Origin of the sequence: Paraburkholderia nodosa, from assembly GCF_001718195.1 — a bacterium.
Classification (GTDB): Bacteria; Pseudomonadota; Gammaproteobacteria; order Burkholderiales; family Burkholderiaceae; genus Paraburkholderia; species Paraburkholderia nodosa_A.
The window spans coordinates 71,603-96,304 of record NZ_MCNV01000009.1 but is presented as its reverse complement, the minus strand read 5'-3'; the positions used below and the strand labels follow the sequence as shown (position 1 = coordinate 96,304).

20 protein-coding genes and 1 tRNA gene are annotated in these 24,702 nt (G+C 65.0%); 10 read left to right on the top strand and 11 right to left on the bottom strand.

Features of this window, described 5'->3' with window-relative positions:
• Positions 1-21 precede the first annotated feature (21 nt).
• On the bottom strand, positions 22-1,944 hold the full coding sequence (locus BFD71_RS17525; RefSeq protein ID WP_069265582.1) for an extracellular solute-binding protein: 1,923 nt from the start codon (positions 1,942-1,944) through the stop codon (positions 22-24).
• Positions 1,945-2,051: 107 nt separating this feature from the next.
• Between BFD71_RS17525 and fabI the strand changes: the two genes are divergently transcribed.
• On the top strand, positions 2,052-2,840 hold the full coding sequence (gene fabI / locus BFD71_RS17520) for an enoyl-ACP reductase FabI (protein ID WP_069265581.1): 789 nt from the start codon (positions 2,052-2,054) through the stop codon (positions 2,838-2,840).
• Between the two features lie 147 nt (positions 2,841-2,987).
• Here the strand turns inward: fabI and BFD71_RS17515 are convergent, their stop codons facing one another.
• The 7 genes from BFD71_RS17515 to cysS all read right to left on the bottom strand — a co-directional run bounded on the left by BFD71_RS17515 (position 2,988) and on the right by cysS (position 10,671).
• A complete protein-coding gene (locus tag BFD71_RS17515; RefSeq protein WP_069265580.1) occupies positions 2,988-3,350 on the bottom strand; it encodes a hypothetical protein in 363 nt (120 codons plus the stop codon).
• A gap of 414 nt (positions 3,351-3,764) precedes the next feature.
• Positions 3,765-3,858: transfer RNA gene (locus BFD71_RS17510), tRNA-Ser, on the bottom strand.
• Positions 3,859-4,082: 224 nt separating this feature from the next.
• Positions 4,083-5,333, bottom strand: coding sequence for an aspartate kinase (locus BFD71_RS17505; RefSeq protein WP_069265579.1), 1,251 nt, complete (start codon positions 5,331-5,333; stop codon positions 4,083-4,085).
• A gap of 436 nt (positions 5,334-5,769) precedes the next feature.
• Positions 5,770-7,200 carry a tRNA lysidine(34) synthetase TilS gene (gene tilS, locus BFD71_RS17500; protein ID WP_069265578.1) on the bottom strand — a complete coding sequence of 477 codons (1,431 nt, stop codon included), beginning with the start codon at positions 7,198-7,200 and terminating at the stop codon, positions 5,770-5,772.
• Positions 7,201-7,241: 41 nt separating this feature from the next.
• Positions 7,242-8,213 carry an acetyl-CoA carboxylase carboxyltransferase subunit alpha gene (locus BFD71_RS17495; protein WP_028204107.1) on the bottom strand — a complete coding sequence of 324 codons (972 nt, stop codon included), beginning with the start codon at positions 8,211-8,213 and terminating at the stop codon, positions 7,242-7,244.
• A gap of 128 nt (positions 8,214-8,341) precedes the next feature.
• Entirely contained in the window at positions 8,342-9,226 is an 885-nt protein-coding gene (locus tag BFD71_RS17490) for a DNA-3-methyladenine glycosylase family protein (protein WP_069265577.1), read from the bottom strand.
• Between the two features lie 47 nt (positions 9,227-9,273).
• Positions 9,274-10,671: a cysteine--tRNA ligase gene (gene cysS / locus BFD71_RS17485; RefSeq protein WP_069265576.1), complete on the bottom strand. Its 1,398-nt coding sequence runs from the start codon at positions 10,669-10,671 to the stop codon at positions 9,274-9,276.
• A gap of 274 nt (positions 10,672-10,945) precedes the next feature.
• On the opposite strand from cysS, the gene BFD71_RS17480 reads away from it, so the two are divergent.
• The 4 genes from BFD71_RS17480 to BFD71_RS17465 all read left to right on the top strand — a co-directional run bounded on the left by BFD71_RS17480 (position 10,946) and on the right by BFD71_RS17465 (position 13,785).
• Positions 10,946-11,656 (top strand): tetratricopeptide repeat protein, encoded by a 711-nt coding sequence (locus tag BFD71_RS17480; protein ID WP_069265575.1) that lies wholly within the window; start codon positions 10,946-10,948, stop codon positions 11,654-11,656.
• A gap of 58 nt (positions 11,657-11,714) precedes the next feature.
• Positions 11,715-12,299: a peptidylprolyl isomerase gene (locus BFD71_RS17475; protein WP_069265574.1), complete on the top strand. Its 585-nt coding sequence runs from the start codon at positions 11,715-11,717 to the stop codon at positions 12,297-12,299.
• 160 nt (positions 12,300-12,459) lie between these two features.
• Positions 12,460-12,954 (top strand): peptidylprolyl isomerase, encoded by a 495-nt coding sequence (locus BFD71_RS17470; RefSeq protein WP_069265573.1) that lies wholly within the window; start codon positions 12,460-12,462, stop codon positions 12,952-12,954.
• A 33-nt stretch (positions 12,955-12,987) separates the two neighbouring features.
• Positions 12,988-13,785, top strand: coding sequence for a UDP-2,3-diacylglucosamine diphosphatase (locus tag BFD71_RS17465; protein WP_069265572.1), 798 nt, complete (start codon positions 12,988-12,990; stop codon positions 13,783-13,785).
• Between the two features lie 55 nt (positions 13,786-13,840).
• Here the strand turns inward: BFD71_RS17465 and cysE are convergent, their stop codons facing one another.
• Positions 13,841-14,665, bottom strand: coding sequence for a serine O-acetyltransferase (gene cysE / locus BFD71_RS17460; protein ID WP_069265571.1), 825 nt, complete (start codon positions 14,663-14,665; stop codon positions 13,841-13,843).
• 218 nt (positions 14,666-14,883) lie between these two features.
• Positions 14,884-15,768, bottom strand: coding sequence for an RNA methyltransferase (locus BFD71_RS17455; RefSeq protein WP_069265570.1), 885 nt, complete (start codon positions 15,766-15,768; stop codon positions 14,884-14,886).
• 404 nt (positions 15,769-16,172) lie between these two features.
• On the opposite strand from BFD71_RS17455, the gene BFD71_RS17450 reads away from it, so the two are divergent.
• From BFD71_RS17450 to BFD71_RS17435, 4 genes are all read left to right on the top strand, one after another.
• Entirely contained in the window at positions 16,173-16,973 is an 801-nt protein-coding gene (locus BFD71_RS17450; protein WP_069265569.1) for an inositol monophosphatase family protein, read from the top strand.
• Between the two features lie 155 nt (positions 16,974-17,128).
• Positions 17,129-18,427 (top strand): lysophospholipid transporter LplT, encoded by a 1,299-nt coding sequence (gene lplT, locus BFD71_RS17445; RefSeq protein WP_069265568.1) that lies wholly within the window; start codon positions 17,129-17,131, stop codon positions 18,425-18,427.
• Positions 18,428-18,523: 96 nt separating this feature from the next.
• On the top strand, positions 18,524-21,208 hold the full coding sequence (gene mutS / locus BFD71_RS17440; RefSeq protein WP_069265567.1) for a DNA mismatch repair protein MutS: 2,685 nt from the start codon (positions 18,524-18,526) through the stop codon (positions 21,206-21,208).
• Between the two features lie 76 nt (positions 21,209-21,284).
• Complete coding sequence (locus BFD71_RS17435; RefSeq protein WP_141710707.1) at positions 21,285-22,658, top strand: hypothetical protein; 1,374 nt, start codon at positions 21,285-21,287, stop codon at positions 22,656-22,658.
• Between the two features lie 7 nt (positions 22,659-22,665).
• Here the strand turns inward: BFD71_RS17435 and BFD71_RS17430 are convergent, their stop codons facing one another.
• The gene (locus BFD71_RS17430; RefSeq protein WP_069265565.1) at positions 22,666-23,211 is read right to left on the bottom strand and encodes an FKBP-type peptidyl-prolyl cis-trans isomerase; all 546 of its coding nucleotides are present in this window, start codon (positions 23,209-23,211) and stop codon (positions 22,666-22,668) included.
• Positions 23,212-23,243: 32 nt separating this feature from the next.
• On the opposite strand from BFD71_RS17430, the gene BFD71_RS17425 reads away from it, so the two are divergent.
• Complete coding sequence (locus BFD71_RS17425; RefSeq protein WP_069265564.1) at positions 23,244-24,476, top strand: ribosomal protein uL16 3-hydroxylase; 1,233 nt, start codon at positions 23,244-23,246, stop codon at positions 24,474-24,476.
• The last annotated feature ends 226 nt before the right edge of the window (positions 24,477-24,702 follow it).

The following is a 24,702-nucleotide window of genomic DNA, read 5'->3' as shown; positions in this document are numbered from 1 at the left end:
TGCTTTCCGTCGTGTCCGTCGTTAATGACCCGTCGCCTGTGGCGCGGACTGCGGCTTGAACCACCACGTCGAGATGATCCAGTCGTTCGCGCCATAGTACAGCGGCAACTTCGCCGGATAGGCCAGCGTGTTCTTGAACGCCACCCGGTGCGTCGCGCTGTACCACTGCGGCACCACATAGTAGCCGTGCATCAGCACCCGGTCGAGCGCATGCGTGGCGTCGAGCAGTTGCTGGAGCGTCTGCGCCCGCGTGAGCGCCTTGAGGATCGCGTCGACGGCCGGCGACTTCAGGCCCAGCAGATTGCCCGAGCCCGGCTCGTCGGCGGCCTTGCTGCCGAAGCGATCGACCTGCTCCGCGCCCGGCACCTGGACGTCGGGGAACTTGATGGTCGTCATGTCGAAGTCGAAGGCGTCGAGCCGCTTCTGGTAGAGCGCGAAATCGACCGAGCGATAGTTCACCTGGATGCCAAGGCGCCTGAGCGCCTGCGTGTACTGCGCCATGATCGGCGCCCACTGCGCCGAAGCGCTCGTGTCGTCGAGCACCTCGAACGTGAACGGCTCGCCCTTCGCGTTGCGCAGCGCGCCGTCGCGATAGGTCCAGCCGGCTTCGGCGAGCAGCGCACGCGCCTTGAGCAGATTTGCTCGCAGCGAGCCCGGCGGGGTCGTATCGGGCTGCGAGGGCGGCGGCCCGAACACGGCGGGATCGAGCGACTTGCGCCACGGCTCGAGCAAGGCAAGTTCGCCAGGCGATGGCAGCCCCTTTGCCTGCAGCTGCGTGTTCGCGAACCAACTGTCGATGCGACGGTACTGGCTATAGAACAGCATGCGGTTGAGCCACGGGAAGTCGAGCGCGAGATCGAGGGCGCGGCGCACGCGCACGTCCTGGAACACGGGCCTGCGCAGATTCATGACGAAGCCCTGCATGCCGGTGCCGTTGTGCTGCGGGAACTCGCGCTTGATGAGCTCGCCGCTGTCGAAGCGCTTGCCGACATCGCGCCGCACCCAGTTGCGCGCGACGTATTCGACGAGCGCGTCGTACTCGCCCGCCTTGAAGGCCTCGAGGCGTGCCACGTCATCCGAATAGAGCTTGTAGGTAACACGCTCGAAGTTGTTGGTGCCCACGCGCACCGGCAGGTCCTTGCCCCAGTAGTTGGGGTCGAGCTTGTAGGTGATCGTGCGACCGTTCGAGTAGCGGTCGATCACATACGGGCCGCTGCCGATCGGCTGCTCGAACGCGAGCTGATCGAAGGCGACGCGGCTGCCGTCCGGGCGCAAGCCCCACTTGTGCGAGAACACCGGCATGCCGCCCGCGATGAGCGGCAGCTCGCGGTTGTTACTGCGGAACTCGAAGCGGATCGTCGCGGGATCGACCACCACCGCGCGCGTGATCTCGCTGAAATACGCCTGCATGGAGGGCGCGGCCTGGCGGCTCTTGAGCGTGTCGAGCGAGAACTTCACGTCTTCGGCAGTCACCGGGTCGCCGTTCGAGAAGCGCGCCTTCGGGTTGATGTGGAAGGTCACCGAAAGCGCGTCGGGCGCGATGCGGATGTCGTCGGCGAGCAAACCATAGGCCGAGGCCACTTCGTCGAGGCTCCCCGTCGTGAGGCTCTCCAACAGCATGCCGAGCCCCGGGGCCGCGTTGCCGCGTAGCGTGAACGGGTTGAACTTGTCGAAGCTCGTGAGGCGGTCGGGATTGGCGAGGACGAGCGTGCCGCCCTTGGGCGCATCCGGATTCACGTAGTCGAAGTGCGCGAATCCTTGCGGATATTTGGGCTCGCCATACTGCGCAATGGCGTAGACCGCGTGCGCGCTCGGCATGGCCAGCAGCCCGAATCCGAGCGCAAGACACATCGCCGCCAGCCTTTTGGCAAGTGCGAACCGAACCGCAGGAACGGTTGCCCCAAGCGCGCCGAGCGCCGTCCTGCCTCGCGTTCCTGTCGTCATAGATCGGTAATTGTCCGGGCTGCCTTGTCAGTTGTGAGAGAATTCTACCCAAACCACGCGGCGCCGCCCCACAGGCGCTGGCGCATTGACCTGATTTAGGAGAATTCATGGGCTTCCTCGCTGGCAAACGTATCCTGTTGACCGGCCTGCTGTCGAACCGTTCGATCGCGTACGGCATCGCGCAGGCATGCAAGCGCGAAGGCGCGGAACTGGCGTTCACGTACGTCGGCGACCGCTTCAAGGACCGTATCACCGAGTTCGCACAGGAATTTGGCAGCAACCTGGTGTTCCCTTGCGATGTGGCCGACGACGCGCAAATCGAAGCGCTCTTCACGGACCTCAAGCAACACTGGGATACGCTCGACGGCCTCGTCCACTCGATCGGCTTCGCGCCGCGCGAGGCGATCGCGGGTGACTTCCTCGACGGCATGACGCGCGAGAACTTCCGCATTGCGCACGACATTTCGGCATACAGCTTCCCCGCGCTTGCCAAGGCCGCCAAGCCGATGCTCGCCCAGAACGCTTCGCTGCTGACGCTGACCTATCTCGGCGCAGAGCGCGCGATCCCGAACTACAACACCATGGGCGTCGCGAAAGCCGCACTCGAAGCGAGCGTGCGTTATCTCGCGGTGGCGCTCGGTGCGCAAGGCGTGCGCGTGAACGGCATCTCCGCCGGCCCGATCAAGACGCTCGCGGCAAGCGGTATCAAGGGCTTCGGCAAGATCCTCGACTTCGTCGCACAGAACGCCCCGCTGCAGCGTAACGTGACCATCGAGCAGGTCGGCAATTCCGCCGCGTTCCTGCTCTCCGATCTGGCAGCCGGCGTGACCGCCGAGATCATGCACGTCGACTCCGGCTTCAACGCGGTGGTTGGCGGCATGGCCGGCCTCGAGTAAGCCTCTCTTCGCGTTGCGCGCGCATCGTTGCGCGCGCAACGGCAAGAATGCAAAAGCCGCCCAGTGGGCGGCTTTTCTTTTGGCGTGGCGTTCGATGTGCCATGCGCGCCGTGTCACGCGCACCACGCCGGCAACGAGCCTCGCGGCTTAGTGCCAGTGTCCCGGAGGACCGCCGTGGTCGCGGTCGTAGTGGTCGCGGTCGTAGTGGCCGCGGCCCGGGCCGTCATAGCCGCCGTGGTGGCGATACCAGTCGTCGCGCCCCCAGTAGCGGCGGCCATCCCAGTAACGGTCACCGTGCCAGCCGATGACGATGGCCGGCGGCGCGGCATAAACAGGAGCCGGCTGATAGACGACCGGCGGCGGAGGCGGCGCGTAGACCGGTTGCGGAGCGACATAAACCGGGGCCGGAATACCGATGTTGACACCAACGCTCACGCCAGCCATAGCAACGCTCGATGCGCCGATAGCCACGCCCCCGAGCAGCATTGCAACAACACGTGGGAACTTCATGGACTCACCTTTCGGGTTTGATGTTTTGTTCAAGCCAATATAACGCACGGCTTTCGCCCGCGTATTTCAAACTTGTAATAACTGATGCACGAACCTGGCCTGCGTTCGATGTCGTTACGTCTCGTTACACTGGGCGGCGGATGGCCAACAGCGCCGGGCAGAATAGCATCGCTTGCGCCGGTGTGCAGGAGACTTCGCACGACTCGCGAACCCCAGTCCATTTATCGGCGCCTCAATGCAAAACCTTTGCGCTCCGGTGCGCCACCGCAATTTGCCTGGCATTCCTGACGATTCTCGCAGTGCTTCTTCCCTGCCTTCGAGCGACGACTTATTGCCTCCTCACATCGAGTAATTTGCGACCCAAAAAACAAAAACCCCGCAAGCCGAGACTTGCGGGGTTTCCACCGCCATTACTGGCGGAGACGGAGGGATTCGAACCCTCGATCCAGGTTTTGGCCCAGATGCTCCCTTAGCAGGGGAGTGCCTTCGACCTCTCGGCCACGTCTCCCAAAAACTTCGTTCGCGCCAGGGAGGCAGCGCAACGAAGCCAAGATAATAGCGGGTTAGCGCCTTCCGGTCAATTCATACGACGCTTTTTTGCAAAGTTTTTTCTGCAAGCGCACAACGAACCTCGGGCGCGGCATCGTGCATCGGAATCGAGCGGAAAAACCGCGTCACATCCTCGTCACACAACACAAACGCGGCGCAATGGCCGCGCAAACACGGCACGGTTTACGCGTGCTCGAGGTCGAACGCCTTGTGCAGCGCGCGCACTGCCAGCTCCATGTACTTCTCGTCGATCAGTACCGAAATCTTGATTTCCGAGGTCGAGATCATCTGGATGTTGATGCCCTCTTCCGAAAGCGTGCGGAACATCTTGCTCGCCACGCCCACGTGCGAACGCATGCCCACGCCGACCACCGAAACCTTCGACACCTTCGCGTCGCCGAGCACCTGCTCCGCGCTCACGTGACCCTTCACCTGGTTGTTCAGCACGTCGATGGCGCGCTGATAGTCGCCGCGCGGCACCGTGAACGTGAAGTCGGTCTTGCCGGCCACGCTCTGGTTCTGGATGATCATGTCGACGTCGATGTTAGCGTCCGCCACCGGGCCGAGGATCTGATACGCGATACCGGGCTTGTCGGGCACGCCCATCACGATGATGCGGGCCTCGTCGCGCTGGAACGCGATACCCGAGATGACTGCTTTTTCCATGGTCTCGTCTTCTTCAAAAGTAATCAGGGTGCCCGAGGACATCTCCTCGTCGAGGTTCATCATCGGGTCGGTCAGGCTCGAGAGCACACGCGTCTTCACCTGATACTTGCCCGCGAATTCCACCGAGCGGATCTGCAGCACTTTCGAGCCGAGGCTGGCCATTTCCAGCATCTCTTCGAACGTAATGCGGTCGAGACGGCGTGCGTCGTCGACCACACGCGGGTCGGTCGTGTAGACGCCGTCGACGTCCGTATAGATCAGGCATTCGTCGGCCTTCAGCGCCGCTGCGACTGCAACTGCCGACGTGTCCGAGCCGCCGCGCCCGAGCGTGGTGATGTGGCCTTCCGGGTCGATGCCCTGGAAGCCCGTGATCACGACCACCTTGCCTTCGTCGAGATCGGCCAGCACGCGCTCGCCGTCGATGTCGTTGATGCGGGCCTTGGTGAACGAGCTGTCGGTTTTGACCGGCACTTGCCAGCCGGTGTAGCTGATGGCGTCGACGCCTGCTTCCTGCAGGGCGATCGACAAAAGACCGACGCTCACCTGCTCACCGGTCGACGCAATCATGTCGAGCTCGCGCGGGCTGGGCTGCGGCGAAATTTCTTTCGCGAGACCGAGCAGACGATTGGTTTCGCCGGACATCGCCGAAGGCACGACGACCATCTTGTGGCCGGCCTTGTGCCATTTGGCGACGCGCTTGGCGACGTTCTTGATGCGCTCGACCGAGCCCATCGAGGTGCCGCCGTATTTGTGTACGATGAGTGCCATTGTCGTTCTGAACTGGAGATGTTACCGCGCTGGCGCACTGAAGAACCGGGCCGCCCGGACGCCCTGGGGCCACGGCGGCGGCTTCAGCGCGTGCAGCACGCGCGGGGTTTTGCCTCAGGGGCGCGAAGGCCGGCGCATCGTGTCGACGCGCGCTGGTGCCTTGCACTCGCGCCCTGCCCGCATGCCGCTACGACGTCCCTGCAACCGTCGGATACCGCTCGAAGGAAAAATCGCGCCTTCACGAGACACGCCGCTTTTGACGGCGTCCGTGAACGCGAAAAAGCGGGCTGGACAAACGACTTACACTACCCGATTGACGCCAAAATTACAAGACAGAACACGCTCGCAGAGGCCGAAAAAGGCTTGTGTGGCAAGGATTTGCGGGGGAACGATCGCGATACCAGTCGGCGAATTGATCGATGACGGCGACGCGACTTCAGGCGATCAGCACATCCTTGCGCCATTCGATGCGTCGCCAGGCCGCGTCAGGCTCGCCGGGCGTCGCGCCGAACGCCGACCGGTTCACGCCGATACGGGGCACGAACAGCAGCGTCTCGCCCACATAGAGCAACGGCACGTCGCGCTCCCATGCCGGCACGCCGCGCGTCTGGAACAGGTTCTTGAGCGTGCGGCTCACGTGCGCGGCTTCGTCGCGCAAGCGCTCGCCGCCGCTGCGCTCGCGCGCGACGAGCGGCGCGCTCGCGAGCACGTGCTCGGGAACGGCGTCGGCATCGTCGGGAGCGGCGGGCGCGAAAACGTAGGTCCCGCGCCATGACGGCAGCCGCCAGACTTCCTCGCCGCGCCAGTTCAACGACACGGGCGCGCGTGCATGAGCGGCGCCCTCGCCTGCGCGTTCGTCGCGCGCCCGCATGGCTTCCCACGAAACGATGCCGCGATACGCGCGCAAGCGATGTCCGGCGTGATCGACGCGCAACGCATGACCATTCGGGTCATCGCGCGCAACCTCGCGCAACTGCCGCAACAGATCCGCAAGCCGCGCGGTCGATGCCGCCGGCAGGCCAAGCGAGCGCATCCAGTAACGCAGCACATTGAGGGCGCGTGTATCGTCGAGCGCGAGCAGCGCGGCATGTGAAAGCGCGCGGTCGCCCTCGCGCCCGACGTCGCGCAAATCGATGCGCGCGAGATCGTCGAGCAGACGCTGCGAAGCAGCTGCATGCGCCGCCGTGCGCGCGAACGCATCGCGATAGCCAGGAAAATGAGCCGAGAGCGCCGGCATCACGTCGTGACGCAAGGCGTTGCGCGCGTAGCGCGTGTCGTCGTTCGATTCGTCGTCGATCCAGTGCAGGCCGTGCGCGCGCGCATAGCGCTCCAGTTGCATGCGCAACAGCGCGAGCAGTGGCCGCATGCGCGCCACGCCATTCGCGCTCGCACGTGCCGGCGCCATCGCCGCGAGCCCCGCGAGCCCGGCGCCGCGCAGCAACTGCAGCAGCACCGTCTCCGCCTGATCGTCCGCATGCTGCGCGAGCCAGAGCGCCTGCACGCCGTGCGCCGCGCACATCGCGTCGAGCGCGCGGTAGCGCGCGTCGCGGGCAGCCGCCTCGACGCCGGCCGCGTCGTCGCGCGCCAACTCTACGCGCCTCGCGTCGAACGTCACGCCGTACGCGCGCGCGGTTACCTCGCAATGGGCAAGCCATGCGTCGGCGTTCGGGCTCAGGCCGTGATGCACATGCAGTGCGACGAGACGCTGTGCGCCCGCCGCCCGCACCGCGGCGTCCAGCAGCACGGACGAGTCGAGCCCGCCGCTATACGCGATCGCGATGCGTGCGTCGTCGGCAAGCGTGGAAAGCACAACGCCGAGCGCATCGAGAACGATGCGCCCGGCGTCGGATTCGGGATGGTCGGTCACAGCACGACCGCAGACGTCGAGGAACGTTGACGTCGCGCGCCTTAGGCGCCCGGCGTCGTTTCCTTGAACTTGCCGTAGGCCATCAGGCGCTCGAAACGGCGCTGCTTCAGATCGGCGATGCTCATACCCTGGAACTGGCGCAGCGAGTCGGCGAGCGCGCGGCGCAGCAGCGCGGCCATGCCCTTCGGGTCGCGATGCGCGCCGCCGAGCGGCTCGTTCACGATCTTGTCGATGAGGCCCAGCGCCTTGAGACGGTGCGCCGTGAGGCCCAGCGCTTCCGCAGCTTCCGGCGCCTTCGCGGCACTCTTCCAGAGAATCGACGCGCAGCCTTCCGGCGAAATCACCGAGTAGGTCGAGAATTGCAGCATCATGACGGTATCGGCCACGGCCACAGCGAGCGCGCCGCCCGAACCGCCTTCGCCGATGATCGTCGTGATGATCGGCGTCTTGAGTTCGGCCATCACATAGAGATTGCGGCCAATGGCTTCCGACTGGCCGCGCTCTTCCGCGCCGATGCCCGGGTACGCGCCCGGCGTGTCGACGAACGTGAAGATGGGCAGGCCGAATTTTTCGGCGAGACGCATCAGGCGTTCGGCCTTGCGATAGCCTTCCGGGCGCGGCATGCCGAAGTTGCGCGCGGCGCGCTCCTTCGTGTCACGGCCCTTCTGGTGGCCGATCACCATGCAGGCCTGGCCATTGAAGCGCGCGAGGCCGCCGACGACGGAAAGGTCGTCCGCGAACGAGCGGTCGCCATGGAGTTCGTGAAAATCGGTAAAAAGCTCGTGCACGTAATCGAGCGTGTACGGACGCTGCGGATGACGCGCGATCTGCGAAACCTGCCACGGGCTCAGGTTCGCATAGAGGTCCTTCGTGAGTTGCTGGCTCTTCTTCGACAGCCGCTCGATTTCTTCCGAAATATCGACGGCCGAATCGTCCTGAACGAAGCGCAGTTCTTCGATCTTCGCTTCCAGTTCAGCGATCGGCTGTTCGAAATCCAGAAACGTGGTCTTCATGTGTGGGAATCCTTCACTTTGCGGCAGCGCGTATTCTAACCGCGCCAGCCCGCGCCGAAATCGGCTCAGAACTATCGATTTCTTCGATCGATAGCATTTTTCTCAGACGCTGACGACAGCCCCGGGCCTCACGACGGCTCGAGGCTGCGCCACATATACCAGGTCGCGACGGTACGCCACGGCTCCCAGTTGGCCGCGACTTCGCGCGCTTCGCTGCGCGTGACCGGCTCGCCACTGAAATAGTTGACGCTGATCGCGCGGATCAGGCCCAGATCGTCGAGCGGCAGCACATTCGGGCGTGCGAGATTGAAGATCAGGAACATCTCGGCGGTCCAGCGGCCAATGCCGCGAATCGCCGTGAGCTCGGCGATCACGTCTTCGTCGTCCATCGACGTCCACTTGCCGACGTGCAGCGCACCCGAGACGAAATGCTGCGCGAGATCGAGGATGTATTCCGTCTTGCGTTTCGAGAGGCCACACGCGGCGAGCTTCTCGTGACCGAGTTTCAGGAACTGCTGCGGCATGAGCTTCGGGCATGCGGCTTCCACACGCTGCCACAGCGCCTGCGCCGCCGCCGTCGAAATCTGCTGGCCGACCACCGAGCGTGCGAGCGTGACGAACGGATCGTCGCGGCTCAACAAATGCACGGGACCGAACTTCGGGATCAGCTTCTTGAGAATGCGGTCGCGCTTGACGAGGTCCGCGCACGCCTTGTCCCAATAGTCGGGACGCTGCACTTCGAATTCGAGATCGCCCAGCGCGTTCGCCGCGGGCTCCACGGCTTCGAGTGCCGCCGGACCATTGGAGAGCGCAGCCTCGATTGCCGCGCCGTCGAGCACTTCGTGCGAGCCGGACGCGCCGTTGGTTTTCCCGCGCGCCGTCTTCGCAGCCGGCCTTGTCGCTGCCTTGCCGCCCGCTCCATTGAGCGCACGCTTTGCACCTGCGGGTGCGCCCGCAGTTCCGCCCGTTAGCGACGCAGACCGCCTGGTCTGCGTCTTCGTGGCCGTTGCCATCCTGCCTCCTGCCTCGCGAATCGATCAGTGGAAACTGGACAGCCCGCTTACACGCGGCGCCACTCGGTCAACCCGCCCGGTTTGTCTTCGAGCGCGACACCGGCTTCGAGCAGTTCGGCCCGAATCCGGTCCGCCTCCGCATATTGCTTCGCCTGCTTGGCCGCCGTGCGCGCCGCGATCTTCGCTTCGATCGCTGCCACGTCGAGCGCGCCTGCATCTTGTGCGCCCGCGGCCTGTTGCAGGAACACGCGCGGCTCGCGCACGAGCAGCCCGATCACACGTGCGAGACGCTGCAACTGACGCGCGAGCATGGCGTCGCGCGTACGGTTCACCTCGCTCGCGAGTTCGAACAGCACGGCGATCGCCACCGGCGTGTTGAAATCGTCGTTCATTGCCGCACGAAAACGTTGCGCGTACGGCTCGTTCCAGTCAAGCTCGCCCGCGTCCGGCGTCACGTCTTTCAACGCCGTGTAAAGACGGGTGAGCGCGTTGCGCGCGTCGTCGAGATGCGCGTCGCTGTGATTCAGCGGCGAGCGGTAATGCGCGCGCGCCATGAAGAAGCGCACCACTTCGGCATCGTACTTCGCCAGCACTTCGCGGATCGTGAAGAAGTTGCCGAGCGACTTCGACATCTTCTCGTTGTCGATATTCACGAAGCCGTTATGCATCCACGTATTGACGAACGTCTTGCCGGTCGCGCCTTCGCTCTGCGCAATCTCGTTCTCATGGTGCGGAAACTGCAGGTCCTGACCGCCGCCGTGAATGTCGAAGTGCTCGCCGAGCAACGTGCAGCCCATCGCCGAGCATTCGATATGCCAGCCCGGACGCCCGCGTCCATATTTCGAATCCCAGCTCGTGTCGGCCGGCTCTTGCGGTTTTGCCTGTTTCCAGAGCACGAAGTCAAGCGGATCCTGCTTGGCATCGTTCGTCGCCACACGTTCGCCCGCGCGCAGGTCTTCGATCGACTTGCCGGAGAGCGCGCCATAGTTCGCGAACTTGCGCACCGCGTAGTTCACGTCGCCGTCCGCGCCCTGGTACGCGTAGCCGTTGCGCTCGAGCTTGCCGATCATGTCGAGCATCTGCGGAATGTACTGCGTCGCGCGCGGCTCGTGATCGGGACGCTCGATGCCGAGCGCGTCCGCGTCTTCGTGCAGCGCTGCGATGAAACGGTCGGTGAGCTGCTTGATCGTCTCGCCGTTTTCTACCGCACGACGAATGATCTTGTCGTCGATATCGGTAATGTTGCGCACATAGGTCACGTTGTAGCCGAGCGCGCGCAGCCAGCGTTGCACGATATCGAACACCACCATCACACGCGCATGCCCGACATGACAATAGTCGTACACCGTCATCCCGCAGACGTACATACGCACGACGCCGGGCTCGAGTGGCACGAAATTTTGCTTGTCACGCGCGAGCGTGTTGTAGATGCGCAGTGATTCCATAAAGGCGATGGATACGTGGGTCGAAAGAATTCCGCGGCGGCGCCGACCGCAGCCAGCGGGTGATGCCCGCATTGCTCAGGCTGCTGTCTGTCGGCGACCGGACTGCAACCAGGTTGCTATCGGGGCGGAGACGACCACGAGTGGCGTTGGAAAGCCCGGCGACTCGCGCAGCGCGCCCGGAATACGAATGAAACGGGCGAGGGACAAAGCGCGCGACGAAACGCACAGACCTTTTGTTAGAATGGCTCGGAGTATAACACCGCGACCTCACCCTATGAAACCTTCCAGCGGCCGCGCGCCCCGTGCTGCGACCCTTGCCGCGTCGGCTCTCTCGAGCGTCGCGATCGTGCTGTGCAGTGTCAGCATCGCGCATGCCGCGCCTCCGGCGACCTCCGACGCCACGCCCGGCGCCGACGCCGCGATCAGCCAGCACGACTGGGCTGGCGCGCTCAGCCAGCTCGACGCGCGCATCAAGACGAACCCGCGCGACGTGCAGGCGAAGTTCAAGCGCGCGACCATTCTCGCGCGCCTGAACCGCGACGACGACGCGATCGAGGCGTTCACCGAACTCACGCAGCTCTACCCCGAATTGCCCGAGCCTTACAACAATCTCGCGGCGCTTTACGCGAAGCATGGCCGCTACGACGAGGCGCGCGTCGCGCTCGAAACCGCGGTGAAGGCAAACCCGTCGTACGGACTCGCGTGGGAAAATCTCGGCGACCTTTACCTGCGTCTGGCCGACGCGTCATACCGCCGCGCGCAAACGCTTGGCCATGCAAGCGGCACCACGCAGCAGCGCCAGGCCGACATCGCGAAGATCATCTCGCCGCCGCCCGCGCAAAAGAAGTCGGCCGCGGCAGCGGCAGAAAGCGCATCGGCAGCGAGCCCGTCGGCCATCGTGCCCGCGCTCAGCAACCCGGCGTACCAGTTCGGCGGCTCGACGGGATCGCTCGCGATGCCGCCTTTCGTGGCGCCGTCGAACTAACATCTGGCGCGCAGCGTGCGCGCCGCGACACGTTTTTCCCGCACTTCCGAGGATACTCATGAAATGGTTGATGTTGGCGCTCGGCAGCGCCGCCCTGATCGCGAACGCACCCGCCTTTGCACAAAACGGCCAGCCGGCCGCCGCGCATCCGCAAGTGCTCTTCAAGACCAGTGAAGGCGACATTCGCGTCGAGCTCTATCCGGAGAAGGCGCCGAAGACCGTCGACAATTTCCTGCAGTACGTGAAGGCTGGCCAGTACAACGGCACGATCTTTCATCGCGTAATTCGCGGCTTCATGATCCAGGGCGGCGGCTATACGCAAAGCTTCGTCGAGAAGCCCACGCGCGCGCCGATCGCGCTCGAAAGCAGGAATGGCCTGAAGAACCTCACGGGCACGATCGCGATGGCGCGTACGAGCGACCCGAATTCGGCCACCGCTCAGTTCTTCATCAACACGGTGGATAACGCCGGCCTCGACTATCCGAACCCGGACGGCAACGGCTATGCCGTGTTCGGCAAGGTCACGCAAGGCATGGACGTCGTGAAGAAGATCGAAGCGGCGCCCACCACCTCGCGCGGCCCGATGTCCGATGTGCCGCAAAAGGAAATCGTGATCGAGTCGGCGACCGTCGTCGGCAAGTAAGCACGCCGGCAACACGCCAGTTAATCATCGACTAACCGGGCGGCAGCGCCGCCCTCACCCGTCGCACGTCGCGGCGCCGGCACACGCGTTGGGCAACACGCCCCGCCTCTTGCCGATGCAGCGACGTTCATTCCCCCCGCCACAGGCAAAGGATTCCATCATGGTCGAACTGCACACGAACCACGGCGTCATCAAGCTCGAACTGAACGCCGAGAAGGCCCCGAAGACGGTCGCCAACTTCCTCAACTATGTGAAGAGCGGCCACTATGACGGCACGGTGTTTCACCGCGTCATCGACGGGTTCATGATCCAGGGCGGCGGCTTCGACGCCGGCATGAAGCAAAAGCCGACCGAAGCGCCGATCGAAAACGAAGCGAACAACGGCCTGAAGAACGAGCGCGGCTCCATCGCCATGGCGCGCACCAACGACCCGCACTCGGCGTCGGCGCAGTTCTTCATCAACGTCGCCGACAACGACTTCCTGAACCACTCGTCGCCGACGCCGCAAGGCTGGGGCTACGCCGTATTCGGCAAGGTCGTGGAAGGCCTCGAAGTGGTCGACAAGATCAAGAAGGTCAAGACGGGCTCGAAGGGCTTCCATCAGGACGTGCCGGTCGACGACGTCGTGATCGAGAAGGCTGTCGTCGTCGAATAAGCTTCGTACCACTCTCACGCACACCCTTCATCGATGCTGCAGGAAAAGGCTTTACGACACGCTGCCGCGGGCGTGCCCGGCGAGGGCAAGCGCCCCCACGCGGCTCGTCCGTTTCTGTTCATTTCCGATGTGCATCTGAATGAAGGGATTCCGCGTACGGTCGCCGCGTTCGAGCGCTTCATCCGGGTCACGGCCGATCAGGCCGACTCGGTATTCATACTCGGCGACCTCTTCGAATACTGGATCGGTGACGACATGCTCACCGATCCGTTCCCCGCGCGCATGGCTGCGCTGATGCATACGCTCTCCGAGCGCGGCATCGCGCTCTACATCATGCACGGCAACCGCGACTTTCTGATGGGCAAGCGCTTCATGAAAGCCGCGGGCGCGATCTGGCTGCCCGACCCCATCGCGATCACCGCGTTCGGCACGCGCCTCGCACTCGCGCACGGCGACGCGATGTGCACCGACGATCACGGCTATCAGGTCTTCCGCAAGCTCGCGCGCAACCGGCTCGTGCAGCTGCTGTTTCTTGCCTGGCCGTTTCGCTGGCGGCGAGCGATCGCCGAGCGCGCGCGTCGCGCGAGCGAAAGCAAACGCAGCGGCCCGCGCCTGCCGAAGTACGACGTCACGGTCAAAGGCGTTGCGGCGCTCTTCAAGCGTGCGCGCGCGAACACCATCGTGCACGGCCACACGCACCGGCCGGCGCGCCACCAGGAGCCCGGCGGCACACGTTGGGTCTTGCCCGACTGGGATCTCGATCACGGCAAGCCGCGTGGCGGCTATCTGCGCGTGGATGCCGAAGGCTTCAGGGTCTTGCCGCTGGACTGAGGTGCGCCGCCTTTACTTTTAGCGCTTGCTCTTAGCGCCCTCCTGGCGCCACGTCTCAAACGCGCGCAGGCGCCTTCTCCTCTTCGCGGCTCGACGCTTCGGTTTGCGGGCCGACGCATTCGAGCCCCTCGGATAGACGCCGCAATTCGGCGAGCGCCGCATCGGCGCCATGGAGCGCCTCGAGTCGCGCGCCGAGACGCTCGAGCGCGACGACGATCGCATCGACGCGCTGCGTCTGCGTAGCCGCGTGGTCGATCAGGCCGTGAATCGCGAGCGAAACCGGGTCGTCGGCATTGGGCGTGATGCCATAGGCGCAAAAGCCCTCTCGCGCCGAGGCCGGTTTGGCCTGCACCGGCGCGGTCTTCGCGGGCGCGACGACGCGTGCGGGGTTGCCTACCGCCGTAGCCCCTTCCGGCACCGGCTTCACGACCACGGCGTTCGAGCCGATTTTCGCCCCGGCGCCCACCGTGAAGCCGCCGAGCACCTTTGCGCCCGCACCGACGATCACGCCCGGCCCCAGCGTCGGGTGGCGCTTCGCGCCGCGCGTGAGCGACGTGCCGCCGAGCGTCACGCCCTGGTAGATCGTGCAGTCGTCGCCGACCTCGGCCGTCTCGCCGATCACCACGCCCATGCCGTGATCGATGAACACGCGCCTGCCGACGGTCGCGCCCGGATGGATCTCGATGCCCGTCAGAAAACGCGCGATCTGCGAAATGTAGCGCGCGAGCCAGCGGCGCCTGGCGAGCCAGCACGCATGCGCGAAGCGATGCAGCACGAGCGCGTGCAGACCCGGATAACAGGTCAGGACCTCCCACGCGCTGCGGGCGGCGGGATCGCGCTCGCGGATCGTGGCAATGTCTTCGCGAAGTCTCTTGAACATGGCTGTCACGCTAAAAACGGATGAAACATGGGAATGGCGGCCGCGCGACGCCGCAGCGTGCGTGCAAGCGACGCAACGGCTATTGCAGCCGCGCGCATTTGCTTATGAATTTTTCGCCGGTTTTCAGCCGATTGTAGGCGCAAAGCCGATTCGAGGTCGGAAGCCCCCGTCGGCGGCAAGGTTTGCGCCGGCGCGCGCAGCTGCGCCGACACAGAGGATCAGCGGATCTCGCCCTTGCCGTCGCCTTTGCCCTTGAGCAGGAGGATGTGCTTGGCGATGCCTCGCACGATATTGACCTCCTCGCGCTCGAGCCCCGAGCGGGCGAAGAGCCGCCGCAGCCGCGACATCAGCTTCTTCGGATTGGCGGGGTCGAGAAACTCGAGCGCGATGAGCGCGTTCTCGAGGTGCACGTACATGCGCTCGATGTCGTCGCTCGTCGCGAGCGGCGACCCGGCCGGAAGCGGGGCGGCGCCGCCCGCACCGCCAGCCGCCGGCAGCGCGGCGGCGGGTGCGCTCTCCCCGAGGTACGCGAGGCGCAGCTCGTAGGCGAGCACCTGAACCGCCTGGGCCAGATTGAGCGAGCTATAGGCGGGATTGGCCGGAATATGCGCAAGCGCGCTGCAGCGCTCGACGTCGTCGTTCGACAGGCCCGTGCGTTCGTTGCCGAACACGAGCGCGATGTCGCCGCCGTGCACCGCCTGGCGGCAGGCGTCCTGCACCGCCTCGCGCGGCGCTGCGGGCGGCGGCCCGTACTCGCGCGTGCGCGCTGTGAGCGCGAGCGACCATTGCACGCCCGCCAGCGCATCGGCAAGCGTCGGCACGATGTGGGCGGCCGCGAGCACGTCGTCGGCGCCGCTCGCCATGGCAATGGCTTCCGGGTCGCAGTGGACCTGCGGCACGCGCGGCGCCACCAGCACGAGGCGCGAGAATCCCATGGTCTTCAGCGCGCGCGCGGCCGCGCCGACGTTGCCGGGGTGGCTCGGCTCGACGAGCACGAAGCGGGTAGACGTGAAGCCGCCGCGCAGCGGCTCGTGGGCGTCGCCGCAAGCCGGCGCCGCAGCGTGGGAAGTTGCGTGGGAATCGGGTGAATCGGGGTGCGCCAAGATGGTTCTCTAACCGCGAAAAGGAGATTGAAATGTCTATGTTAGCGCGCCCGGCGCCGCGGCGATGTGTGCTCATGCGCTTCCTGCCGCGAACGTCATATCCATAGAAATCCCGATATCCCGCCCGAGAGAAGCCATGGAATCGCCGATACTCGGGTAAAATGGCGGTTTCGCGCGCGTCGGGCGAATCGTGCAGCCGTGTTGCTGACCGCCAGGCGCCCGGCAAGTCGCTGGCCAACAGCGCCGCCGCGCCCCGCTCTTATCCAATTCGTCTCCGTTGACGGGACAGGTTCCGCAGGTCCATTCGAGGCCCGCGCCCTGTCCAATCGTTAGACGCTTTTATCTTTTGCACCACCGGCGCGCGTCCCGCCTTCGCGAGCGCCGGACAACAAGGATCCTGGCTCATGCATCCCATGCTCAACATCGCTGTCAAGGCCGCGCGCCGCGCCGGACAGATCATCAACCGTGCGTCGCTCGACCTCGACCTCGTGCAGGTCGCGAAGAAGCAGCACAACGATTTCGTCACGGAAGTCGACAAGGCGGCTGAAGCCGCCATCATCGAAACGCTCAAGACCGCCTACCCCGACCACGCCGTCCTCGCCGAGGAATCGGGCCAGTCGGAGAACGAGTCCGAATACCAGTGGATCATCGATCCGCTCGACGGCACCACCAACTTCATCCACGGCTTCCAGTACTACTGCGTCTCGATCGCGCTCGCACACAAGGGCCTCGTCACGCAGGCCGTGGTCTATGACCCGACGCGCAACGATCTCTTCACCGCATCGCGCGGCCGCGGCGCGTTCCTGAACGACCGCCGCATCCGCGTGGGCCGCCGCGACCGTCTCGCCGACGGCCTGATCGGCACCGGCTTCCCGTTCCGCGAAAAGGACGGCCTCGACAGCTACTGCGAACTGTTCGCCGAAATGACCAACGCCTGCGCGGGCCTGCGCCGCCCGGGCGCGGCCGCGCTCGATCTGGCCAACGTCGCCGCCGGCCGCATGGACGGCTTCTTCGAGCAGGGCCTCAACCCGTGGGATGTCGCCGCAGGCGGCCTGCTCGTGACGGAAGCCGGCGGCCTGATCGGCAACTACACGGGCGACTCGGACTTCCTGCACATGGGCGAAGTCGTCGCGGGCAACCCGAAGATCTACGCGCAGATGGTGCCGATCCTCTCGAAGTACACGCGCGTGCCCAAGGCGGCATAAGCGCCCGTGCGCGTCGCGGTGCACGCCTGGCTCCCCCGCGATGCGTGCAAAGCGCACGCCAGGTCACGCCTGACCCACGCATGCGCATCGAGCGGCTTCGGCCGCTTTTTTGTTTCGTCCGCCGCCCTGCTGCAAGAGGACCACGCACGCATCCGATGAAAAAAGGCTTCTACACGATCATCGCCGCGCAGTTCGTGTCGTCGCTCGCCGACAACGCGCTCCTCATCGCGGCGATTGCGCTGCTCACGGTGATTGCTTCGCCCGCCTGGGTGACGCCACTGCTGCAGATCTTTTTCACGATCTCGTACGTACTGCTCGCGCCTTTCGTGGGCGCGTTTGCCGACGCCCTGCAAAAGCGCCACGTCATGTTCGTCTCGAACGCGCTCAAGGCGTGCGGCTGTCTGCTGATGATCGCGGGCGTGCATCCGATGATCGCGTATGGCGTGGTCGGCTTCGGCGCGGCGGCTTACTCACCTGCAAAGTACGGAATCCTGACGGAATTGCTGCCGGCCGAAAAGCTCATCGCAGCCAATGCGTGGCTCGAATCGGCCACGGTGCTTTCCACCATCGTCGGCACGATGATGGGCGGCGCACTCGTTTCCACTTACGCCGACCGTTTCGTCACGCGCCATCCGTGGCCGGCGATCCATTCGGCCGCCGACCTCGCGATGCTCGCCGTCATGGTCACGTATGTGATCGCCGCGATCATCAACATCGGCATTCCCGACACGGGCGCGCGATACGAGAACCGGCTCAGGGAACCGGCTCGTCTCATGGGCGATTTCACGCATAGCTTCAATGTGCTCTGGACCGACAAGCTCGCGCAGATCGCACTCTGGGTCACGACCCTGATGTGGGGCGCGGCGGTCACGCTGCAACTGCTCGTGCTCAAGTGGGCCGACGTGAATCTCGGACTCTCGCTCTCGAAAGCCGCCGTGATGCAGGGCGTGACCGGACTCGGCATCGCGCTCGGCGCGGGCGCGGCAGCCGCATGGGTGTCGCTGCGCGCCTCGTTGCGCGTGCTGCCCGTAGGCGTACTGTGCGGCGCGGTGGCGATCGGCATGGCGTTCTACAGCAAAGGCCTCTTTCCGCAAGGCGTTGGCGTGCGCTTCGGCACGTTCATCGTGCCCTTCTACCTGCTTTTCGCCTACCCGCTGATGGTGCTGCTCGGCGTGCTCGCCGGTTTCTTCATCGTGCCGATGAACGCCCTGCTCCAGCATCGCGGCGCGACGCTGCTTTCGGCGGGCCACTCGATCGCGGTGCAGAATTTCAACCAGAATCTCGCGGTGCTGCTCATGCTCGGCGCGTATGCGCTGCTGCTCACCGCGAAGGTTCCCGTGCAGTGGATCATCGTCGTGTTCGGCCTGTTCGTTTCCACGATGATCTGGCTCGCCATGCGGCACAGTGCGGCAAACGCGCGCACCGTGGACATGCAGGCGCAGGTCGACGAATGACGGGAGCCGCTGTGACGGCGTTAGCCGAAAGGCTGGCTTTACATGCAATCGGCGCGCGTTAAACTCACGCCCTGAACCCCTAGCAAGACACCGAGGATGGCTACACACACCGCAGGCGCAGCCGACATCGCGCAACATACCCCCATGATGCAGCAGTATCTGCGCATCAAGGCCGACCATCCGGGCACGCTCGTGTTCTACCGCATGGGCGACTTCTACGAGCTCTTCTTCGAAGACGCCGAGAAGGCCGCGCGCCTGCTCGACCTCACGCTCACGCAGCGCGGGGCATCTGCGGGCAATCCGATCAAGATGGCGGGCGTGCCGCATCACGCGGTCGAGCAATATCTCGCGAAGCTCGTGAAGCTGGGCGAGTCGGTGGCGATCTGCGAACAGATCGGCGACCCCGCCACCTCCAAGGGTCCGGTCGAGCGCAAGGTCGTGCGCGTGGTGACGCCCGGCACGCTGACCGACGCCGCCCTCCTTTCCGACAAGAACGACGTCTACCTGATGGCCGTGTGCCCCGGCCACAACCGGCGCGGCGTGACCGTCAACGTGGGCCTCGCGTGGCTCAATCTCGCCAGCGGCGCCTTGCGTCTCGCGGAAGTCGCGCCGGAACAGGTCGCCACGGCGTTCGAGCGCATTCGGCCTGCCGAAATCCTCGTCGCGGAAATGCCGGCGGAAACCGCTGCCTGGGCGCCGCCCGCCGGTTCGGGCGCGCTCACACGCGTGCCGGCCTGGCACTTCGACGTCGGCTCGGGCAAGCAACGCCTGTGCGACCAGCTCGACGTGGCAAGCCTCGACGGCTTCGGCGCGCAAACGCTCACGAGCGCATGCGGCGCGGCGGGCGCGCTGCTGCTCTACGCGGCGGCCACACAAGGCCAGCAACTGCGCCACGTGCGCAGCCTGAAGGTCGAAGCCGAATCGGAATACATCGGACTCGATCCGGCCACGCGCCGCAACCTCGAACTCACGGAAACGCTGCGCGGCACCGAATCGCCCACGCTCTGCTCGCTGCTCGACACGTGCAGCACGGCCATGGGCAGCCGCTTGCTGCGTCACTGGCTGCATCACCCGCCGCGCGAAGCCGCGATTGCGCAAATGCGCCAGCAGGCCATCGGCGCCTTGCTCGAGGCGCCGCCGCACGCGAGCGTCGATACCTTGCGCAGCGTCTTGCGCCAGATCGCCGACGTCGAGCGCATTACCGGGCGCCTTGCGCTGCTTTCCGCGCGCCCGCGCGATCTGTCCAGCCTGCGCGACACCTTTGCCGCACTGCCCGCGCTGCGCGAACAGGTCGCAGCCGCAAGCGGCGCGGCCACGTCGCTCGCGCATATTGCCGAGGCGCTCGAACCGCCCGCCGAGTGCGCGGCGCTCCTGCAGCGCGCGGTCGCGCCGGAACCGGCGGCGATGGTGCGCGACGGCGGCGTGATCGCACGCGGCTACGATGCGGATCTCGACGAACTGCGCGACATCTCCGAGAACTGCGGTCAGTTCCTGCTCGACCTCGAAACGCGCGAGCGTACGCGCACCGGCATCGGCAATCTGCGCGTCGAGTACAACAAGGTGCACGGCTTCTATATCGAAGTCACACGCGGCCAGACCGACAAGGTTCCCGACGACTATCGCCGTCGCCAGACGCTCAAGAACGCAGAGCGCTATATCACGCCGGAACTGAAGACGTTCGAAGACAAGGCGCTGTCGGCGCAGGAACGCGCGCTTTCGCGCGAAAAGGCGCTCTACGACGCGCTGCTGCAGTCGCTGCTGCCATTCATTCCCGATTGCCAGCGGGTGGCTGCCGCACTCGCGGAACTCGACCTGCTTGCTGCATTCGCGGAACGCGCCCGCGCGCTGGACTGGAATGCGCCCACGTTTGCGCAGGCGCCCGGCATCGAGATCGAGCAAGGCCGCCATCCCGTGGTCGAAGCGCAGGTCGAGCAGTTCATCGCCAACGACTGCCTGCTTTCGGCCGAGCGCAAGCTGCTGCTCATCACCGGCCCGAACATGGGCGGTAAATCGACTTTCATGCGACAGACCGCGCTCATCGCCCTGCTCGCTTACGTGGGCAGCTACGTGCCGGCAAAGCGCGCGAGCTTCGGGCCGATCGACCGCATCTTCACGCGTATCGGCGCCGCCGACGACCTCGCGGGCGGCCGCTCGACCTTCATGGTCGAGATGACCGAAGCCGCGGCCATTCTCAACGACGCCACGCCGCAAAGCCTCGTGCTCATGGACGAGATCGGGCGCGGCACATCGACGTTCGACGGCCTCGCGCTCGCGTGGGCCATCGCGCGGCATCTGCTCGCGCACAACGGTTGCCACACGCTCTTCGCCACGCACTACTTCGAGCTCACGCAACTGCCGGCGGAATTTGCGCAGGCGGCGAACGTGCATCTTTCGGCAGTCGAGCATGGCCACGGCATCGTGTTCCTGCACGCGGTGCAGGAAGGCCCGGCGAACCAGAGCTACGGCCTGCAGGTCGCACAGCTCGCGGGGGTGCCTGCCGCCGTGATCCGAGCTGCGCGCAAACATCTCGTGCATCTCGAGCAGCAATCGGCGGGGCAGCCCACGCCGCAACTCGACCTGTTCGCCGCCCCCGCCGCCGAATACGACGACGAGGCGCCCTTCGTGGAGGATCGCGCCGTGCCGGTCGAAGAGGATCGTGGCGCGTCGCTCGTCGCTCAGCGGCTGCGCGAACTCGATCCGAACGAACTGCGCCCGCGTGACGCGCTCGACCTGTTGTACGAACTGCATGAGCTGGCCACAGCGCCGGACGCCAAGCGCTAAGCGTCGCCTCGCGACGCTGCCGCGGCCGCCGCAACCGGCGGGCCGCGGCAGTTCCCGCTCGTGCTATCTGAAAATCATGCGCCGTGCGTCGTGCACGTTGATGCTGGCTGCGTCGCTGGGTTCATCGCTCGCGGCGTTCGCGCAAGCACCGCGCTATGCCTTCGCGGTCGTGGCGAACGCGCTCACCTCGCAGTCCGAGGAAGCGTCGGCGCAGCGGCTCATCGACGCCATCGGACGCGATCCGCAAATCGCGTTCACGGTCTACGACGGCAATCTCAAAGGCGCACGCGAAACCTGTGCTGACCATCTTTACGAGCAGCGTCACGACCTGCTCGATGCGTCACGTGCGCCGCTCGTGTTCGTACCCGGCGAACGCGACTGGGTCACCTGCGGCATGAACGGCTCGGGCGCCTACGATCCCGCTGAGCGGCTCGACTTCCTGCGCCAGAACTTCTTCTCCGATCCCAACGCGCTCGGCCAAACTCCCTTGACGCTCACGCGCGAGAGCGAAGTCTCGCGCTTCCGGCCGTACCGGGAAAACGTGCGCTGGCAGCTCGGCGACACCGTGTTCATCGGGTTGAACGTGCCGGACGGCAACAATCACTATCTCAATGCGGGTGGACGCAACGGCGAGTTCGAAGATCGCGTGATCGCCAACGGCTTCTGGCTCGAACATGCAGCCGAGTATGCGAAGCGCCGCAACGCGCGCGCGATCGTCATCTTCATGCAAGGCAACGCGATGCCCGAGCATTACGAGCGTCCCGACCGCTTCGCGTGGCTGCGCTTTCACCGCGCACCGCGCGACGGCTATCTCGAGCTGCGCCGCAGCCTCGTGAAGCTCGCCGAGATTTTCCGCGGCCAGATCATCGTCGTGAATACCGACGACTCGAAGCTCGCACATGGCTTCACGATCGATCAGCCGCTGCGCAACGACAAGGGCGCAAAGATAGAAAACGTCACGCGCATCGCGTTCTCACTGCGCGATCCGCTTACGCAATGGCTGCAGGTGGACGCCGACATGGCGCGCCGCACGCCGCTGCGGGTGAGCGTGCACGATGTGCCGAAGCATCTACCGCTGTTGCCCGTGCAGCCGTCGCCGTTCACGCCAGGCGCGGGTTCGTCGCCCGCGATGCCGGAAATGCCTGAAGTGTCGTCAATGCCGGATGTGACCGAGATTCCCGGCATGCCGCAGTCGCCTGACGTCGCGCCCGCGACGCCTGGCGCATCGGGAACTGCCGTGCCTCCCGCCTTGCCGCCGTCCGGAAACGGCATGCTCGTGCCGGCGTGGCCCACGCAGGGTGGCCAGAGTGGCTTAAACGGTCGGAATGATGCGAATGGCCAGAACGGCCTGGGTGGTGCAAACAGCGGTGAAAACAGCAGCGGCAATGGCCTGCCGCCAGTCCAGCTGCAGCCGCCCGGCGCACCGGCGTCAGGCGGCTTCGCGCATTGAGCGGCGCTTAGTGCAGGGTGGGTTTCGAGGCGCCTTCGTCGCCGTCGTCTTCTTCGTCTTCGTCGATGATTTCGAGGCCGTCCGCGCCATGCGCGTGCTCATGCTCGATTTCGTCTTCGGTGGCGGTGCGCACTTCCTTGACCGTCAGCGCGAAACGCAGCGCCATGCCCGCTAGCGGATGGTTGCCGTCGAGCACGACCTTGTCTTCGGCAACATCCGTGACCGTATAGATGAGCGTGTCGAGATCTTCGTCGCCTTCTTCGGGCGTACCTTCGAACTGCATGCCGACTTCGAGTGGCTCGGGGAAGCGGTTGCGCGGCTCGATCTTCACGAGCTCGGGATCGTATTCCCCGAAAGCGTCCTGCGGATCAAGCTGGATCTGGGTCTCGAAGCCCGGCTCCTGCCCGTCCAGCACTTCCTCGATCTTGGGGAACGTGCCATCATAGCCGCCGTGCAGATAGACCATCGGCTCGTCGCTTTCCTCGATCAGATTGCCCTGCGCATCCGATAGCTTGTAAGCGACCGACACGACGGTGTCCTTTGCAATTTTCATTCGATCCTCCAGATTACAGACCACATTATACGATGCCGAAGCGGTCCCCAGACCACCCGGTGGACGCGCGCAAGCGGCGCGCCTCCCTCCCCCCGGCATGCCCCGCGCCCGATGTTGCCACGCCGCTTCTGGGCGGCCTGACACCGGCGCAGTTCATGCGCAAATACTGGCAGAAAAAGCCACTGTTGATCCGCCAGGCGATTCCCGACATCGAAGCGCCGCTCTCGCGCGAAGCCCTCTTCGCGCTGGCAGACAACGACGATGTCGAATCGCGTCTCATCTCACATTTTCGTCGCCGCTGGGCGCTCGAACACGGCCCGTTCTCGCCGGACGAACTGCCTTCGCCGAAGACCCGCCAGTGGACGCTCCTCGTGCAGGGCGCCGACCTGCACGACGACCGCGCGCGTGCCCTCCTCGAGCGCTTTCGCTTCGCGCCCGACGCGCGGCTCGACGACCTCATGATCTCGTACGCATCGGACGGCGGCGGTGTCGGCCCGCACTTCGATTCGTATGACGTCTTCCTGCTGCAGGTGCATGGCAAGCGCCGCTGGCGCATTGGCGCACAGCGCGACCTCTCGCTGCAGGAAGGCCTGCCGCTAAAGATTCTCGCGAACTTCCAGCCTGAAGAGGAGTGGGTGCTGGAGCCGGGCGACATGCTCTACCTGCCGCCGCACATCGCGCACGACGGCATCGCCGAAGGCGAATGCATGACCTGCTCGATCGGCTTTCGTTCTCCTTCCACGAACGAATTGACGAGCCAGTTTCTTTACTGGCTTGCCGAGCGCGGCGCCGATAACGGCAACGGCAAGGACACGCTGTACCGCGACCCCGACCAGCCGGCCGTGGCGCACCCGGCGCAGCTTCCTGCGGCACTCGTAGAGCGAGTTGGCGGCGTGCTTGCTAAAGTGCGCTGGAGCGACGCCGACGTCTCCTCGTTCGTGGGCTCGTGGCTGTCGGAACCGAAAGCCAATGTAGTATTCGACACCCCCGAAAAACCGCTCGACGAAGCCCGTTTCGTTGCGCAAGCGGCAAAAAACGGGATAACACTCGACCGCAGGACAATCCTGCTTTACGATTCGCGGTCGTATTACCTGAATGGGGAACAGTACTTGCTCAAAGAGGCGAGAAAGTGGCTGCCGGCACTGGCCGACAGGCGCTCTATGGACGGGAAACGCTTTGTAACACTCTCACACGATTCGTGTGTGACAGCGTTGCTACACGAGTGGTATCGTGCGGGCTGGATTCGGACCGGGGTGCTTGCCTAAGCGCTTCGGACTGTTATACCGTACTAAAATAGTGCTTGTATGAGAAAGACAACGTATTGTCCCCGGATTTGTCGACGGTCGATACGAAAGTGCCTATAATTTCCGGCCAGGCCGTAGGGAAGATTCACGCTCTTGCAGTGCGTCTCCACCAGCGGCTCAGGTCGGTGTTGGGGCACATTTACCGGTATTATTTTGCGCTGTTGCTTACCTTTAACCATAAAAGGAC

Bases quoted from the DNA above. Each gene is read 5' to 3' on its own strand.
- BFD71_RS17525 (WP_069265582.1), bottom strand. From the start codon at position 1,944: ATGACGACAGGAACGCGAGGCAGGACGGCGCTCGGCGCGCTTGGGGCA.
- fabI (WP_069265581.1), top strand. From the start codon at position 2,052: ATGGGCTTCCTCGCTGGCAAACGTATCCTGTTGACCGGCCTGCTGTCG.
- BFD71_RS17515 (WP_069265580.1), bottom strand. From the start codon at position 3,350: ATGAAGTTCCCACGTGTTGTTGCAATGCTGCTCGGGGGCGTGGCTATC.
- BFD71_RS17505 (WP_069265579.1), bottom strand. From the start codon at position 5,333: ATGGCACTCATCGTACACAAATACGGCGGCACCTCGATGGGCTCGGTC.
- BFD71_RS17495 (WP_028204107.1), bottom strand. From the start codon at position 8,213: ATGAAGACCACGTTTCTGGATTTCGAACAGCCGATCGCTGAACTGGAA.
- BFD71_RS17490 (WP_069265577.1), bottom strand. From the start codon at position 9,226: ATGGCAACGGCCACGAAGACGCAGACCAGGCGGTCTGCGTCGCTAACG.
- cysS (WP_069265576.1), bottom strand. From the start codon at position 10,671: ATGGAATCACTGCGCATCTACAACACGCTCGCGCGTGACAAGCAAAAT.
- BFD71_RS17480 (WP_069265575.1), top strand. From the start codon at position 10,946: ATGAAACCTTCCAGCGGCCGCGCGCCCCGTGCTGCGACCCTTGCCGCG.
- BFD71_RS17475 (WP_069265574.1), top strand. From the start codon at position 11,715: ATGAAATGGTTGATGTTGGCGCTCGGCAGCGCCGCCCTGATCGCGAAC.
- BFD71_RS17470 (WP_069265573.1), top strand. From the start codon at position 12,460: ATGGTCGAACTGCACACGAACCACGGCGTCATCAAGCTCGAACTGAAC.
- BFD71_RS17465 (WP_069265572.1), top strand. From the start codon at position 12,988: ATGCTGCAGGAAAAGGCTTTACGACACGCTGCCGCGGGCGTGCCCGGC.
- cysE (WP_069265571.1), bottom strand. From the start codon at position 14,665: ATGTTCAAGAGACTTCGCGAAGACATTGCCACGATCCGCGAGCGCGAT.
- BFD71_RS17450 (WP_069265569.1), top strand. From the start codon at position 16,173: ATGCATCCCATGCTCAACATCGCTGTCAAGGCCGCGCGCCGCGCCGGA.
- lplT (WP_069265568.1), top strand. From the start codon at position 17,129: ATGAAAAAAGGCTTCTACACGATCATCGCCGCGCAGTTCGTGTCGTCG.
- mutS (WP_069265567.1), top strand. From the start codon at position 18,524: ATGGCTACACACACCGCAGGCGCAGCCGACATCGCGCAACATACCCCC.
- BFD71_RS17435 (WP_141710707.1), top strand. From the start codon at position 21,285: ATGCGCCGTGCGTCGTGCACGTTGATGCTGGCTGCGTCGCTGGGTTCA.
- BFD71_RS17430 (WP_069265565.1), bottom strand. From the start codon at position 23,211: ATGAAAATTGCAAAGGACACCGTCGTGTCGGTCGCTTACAAGCTATCG.
- BFD71_RS17425 (WP_069265564.1), top strand. From the start codon at position 23,244: ATGCCGAAGCGGTCCCCAGACCACCCGGTGGACGCGCGCAAGCGGCGC.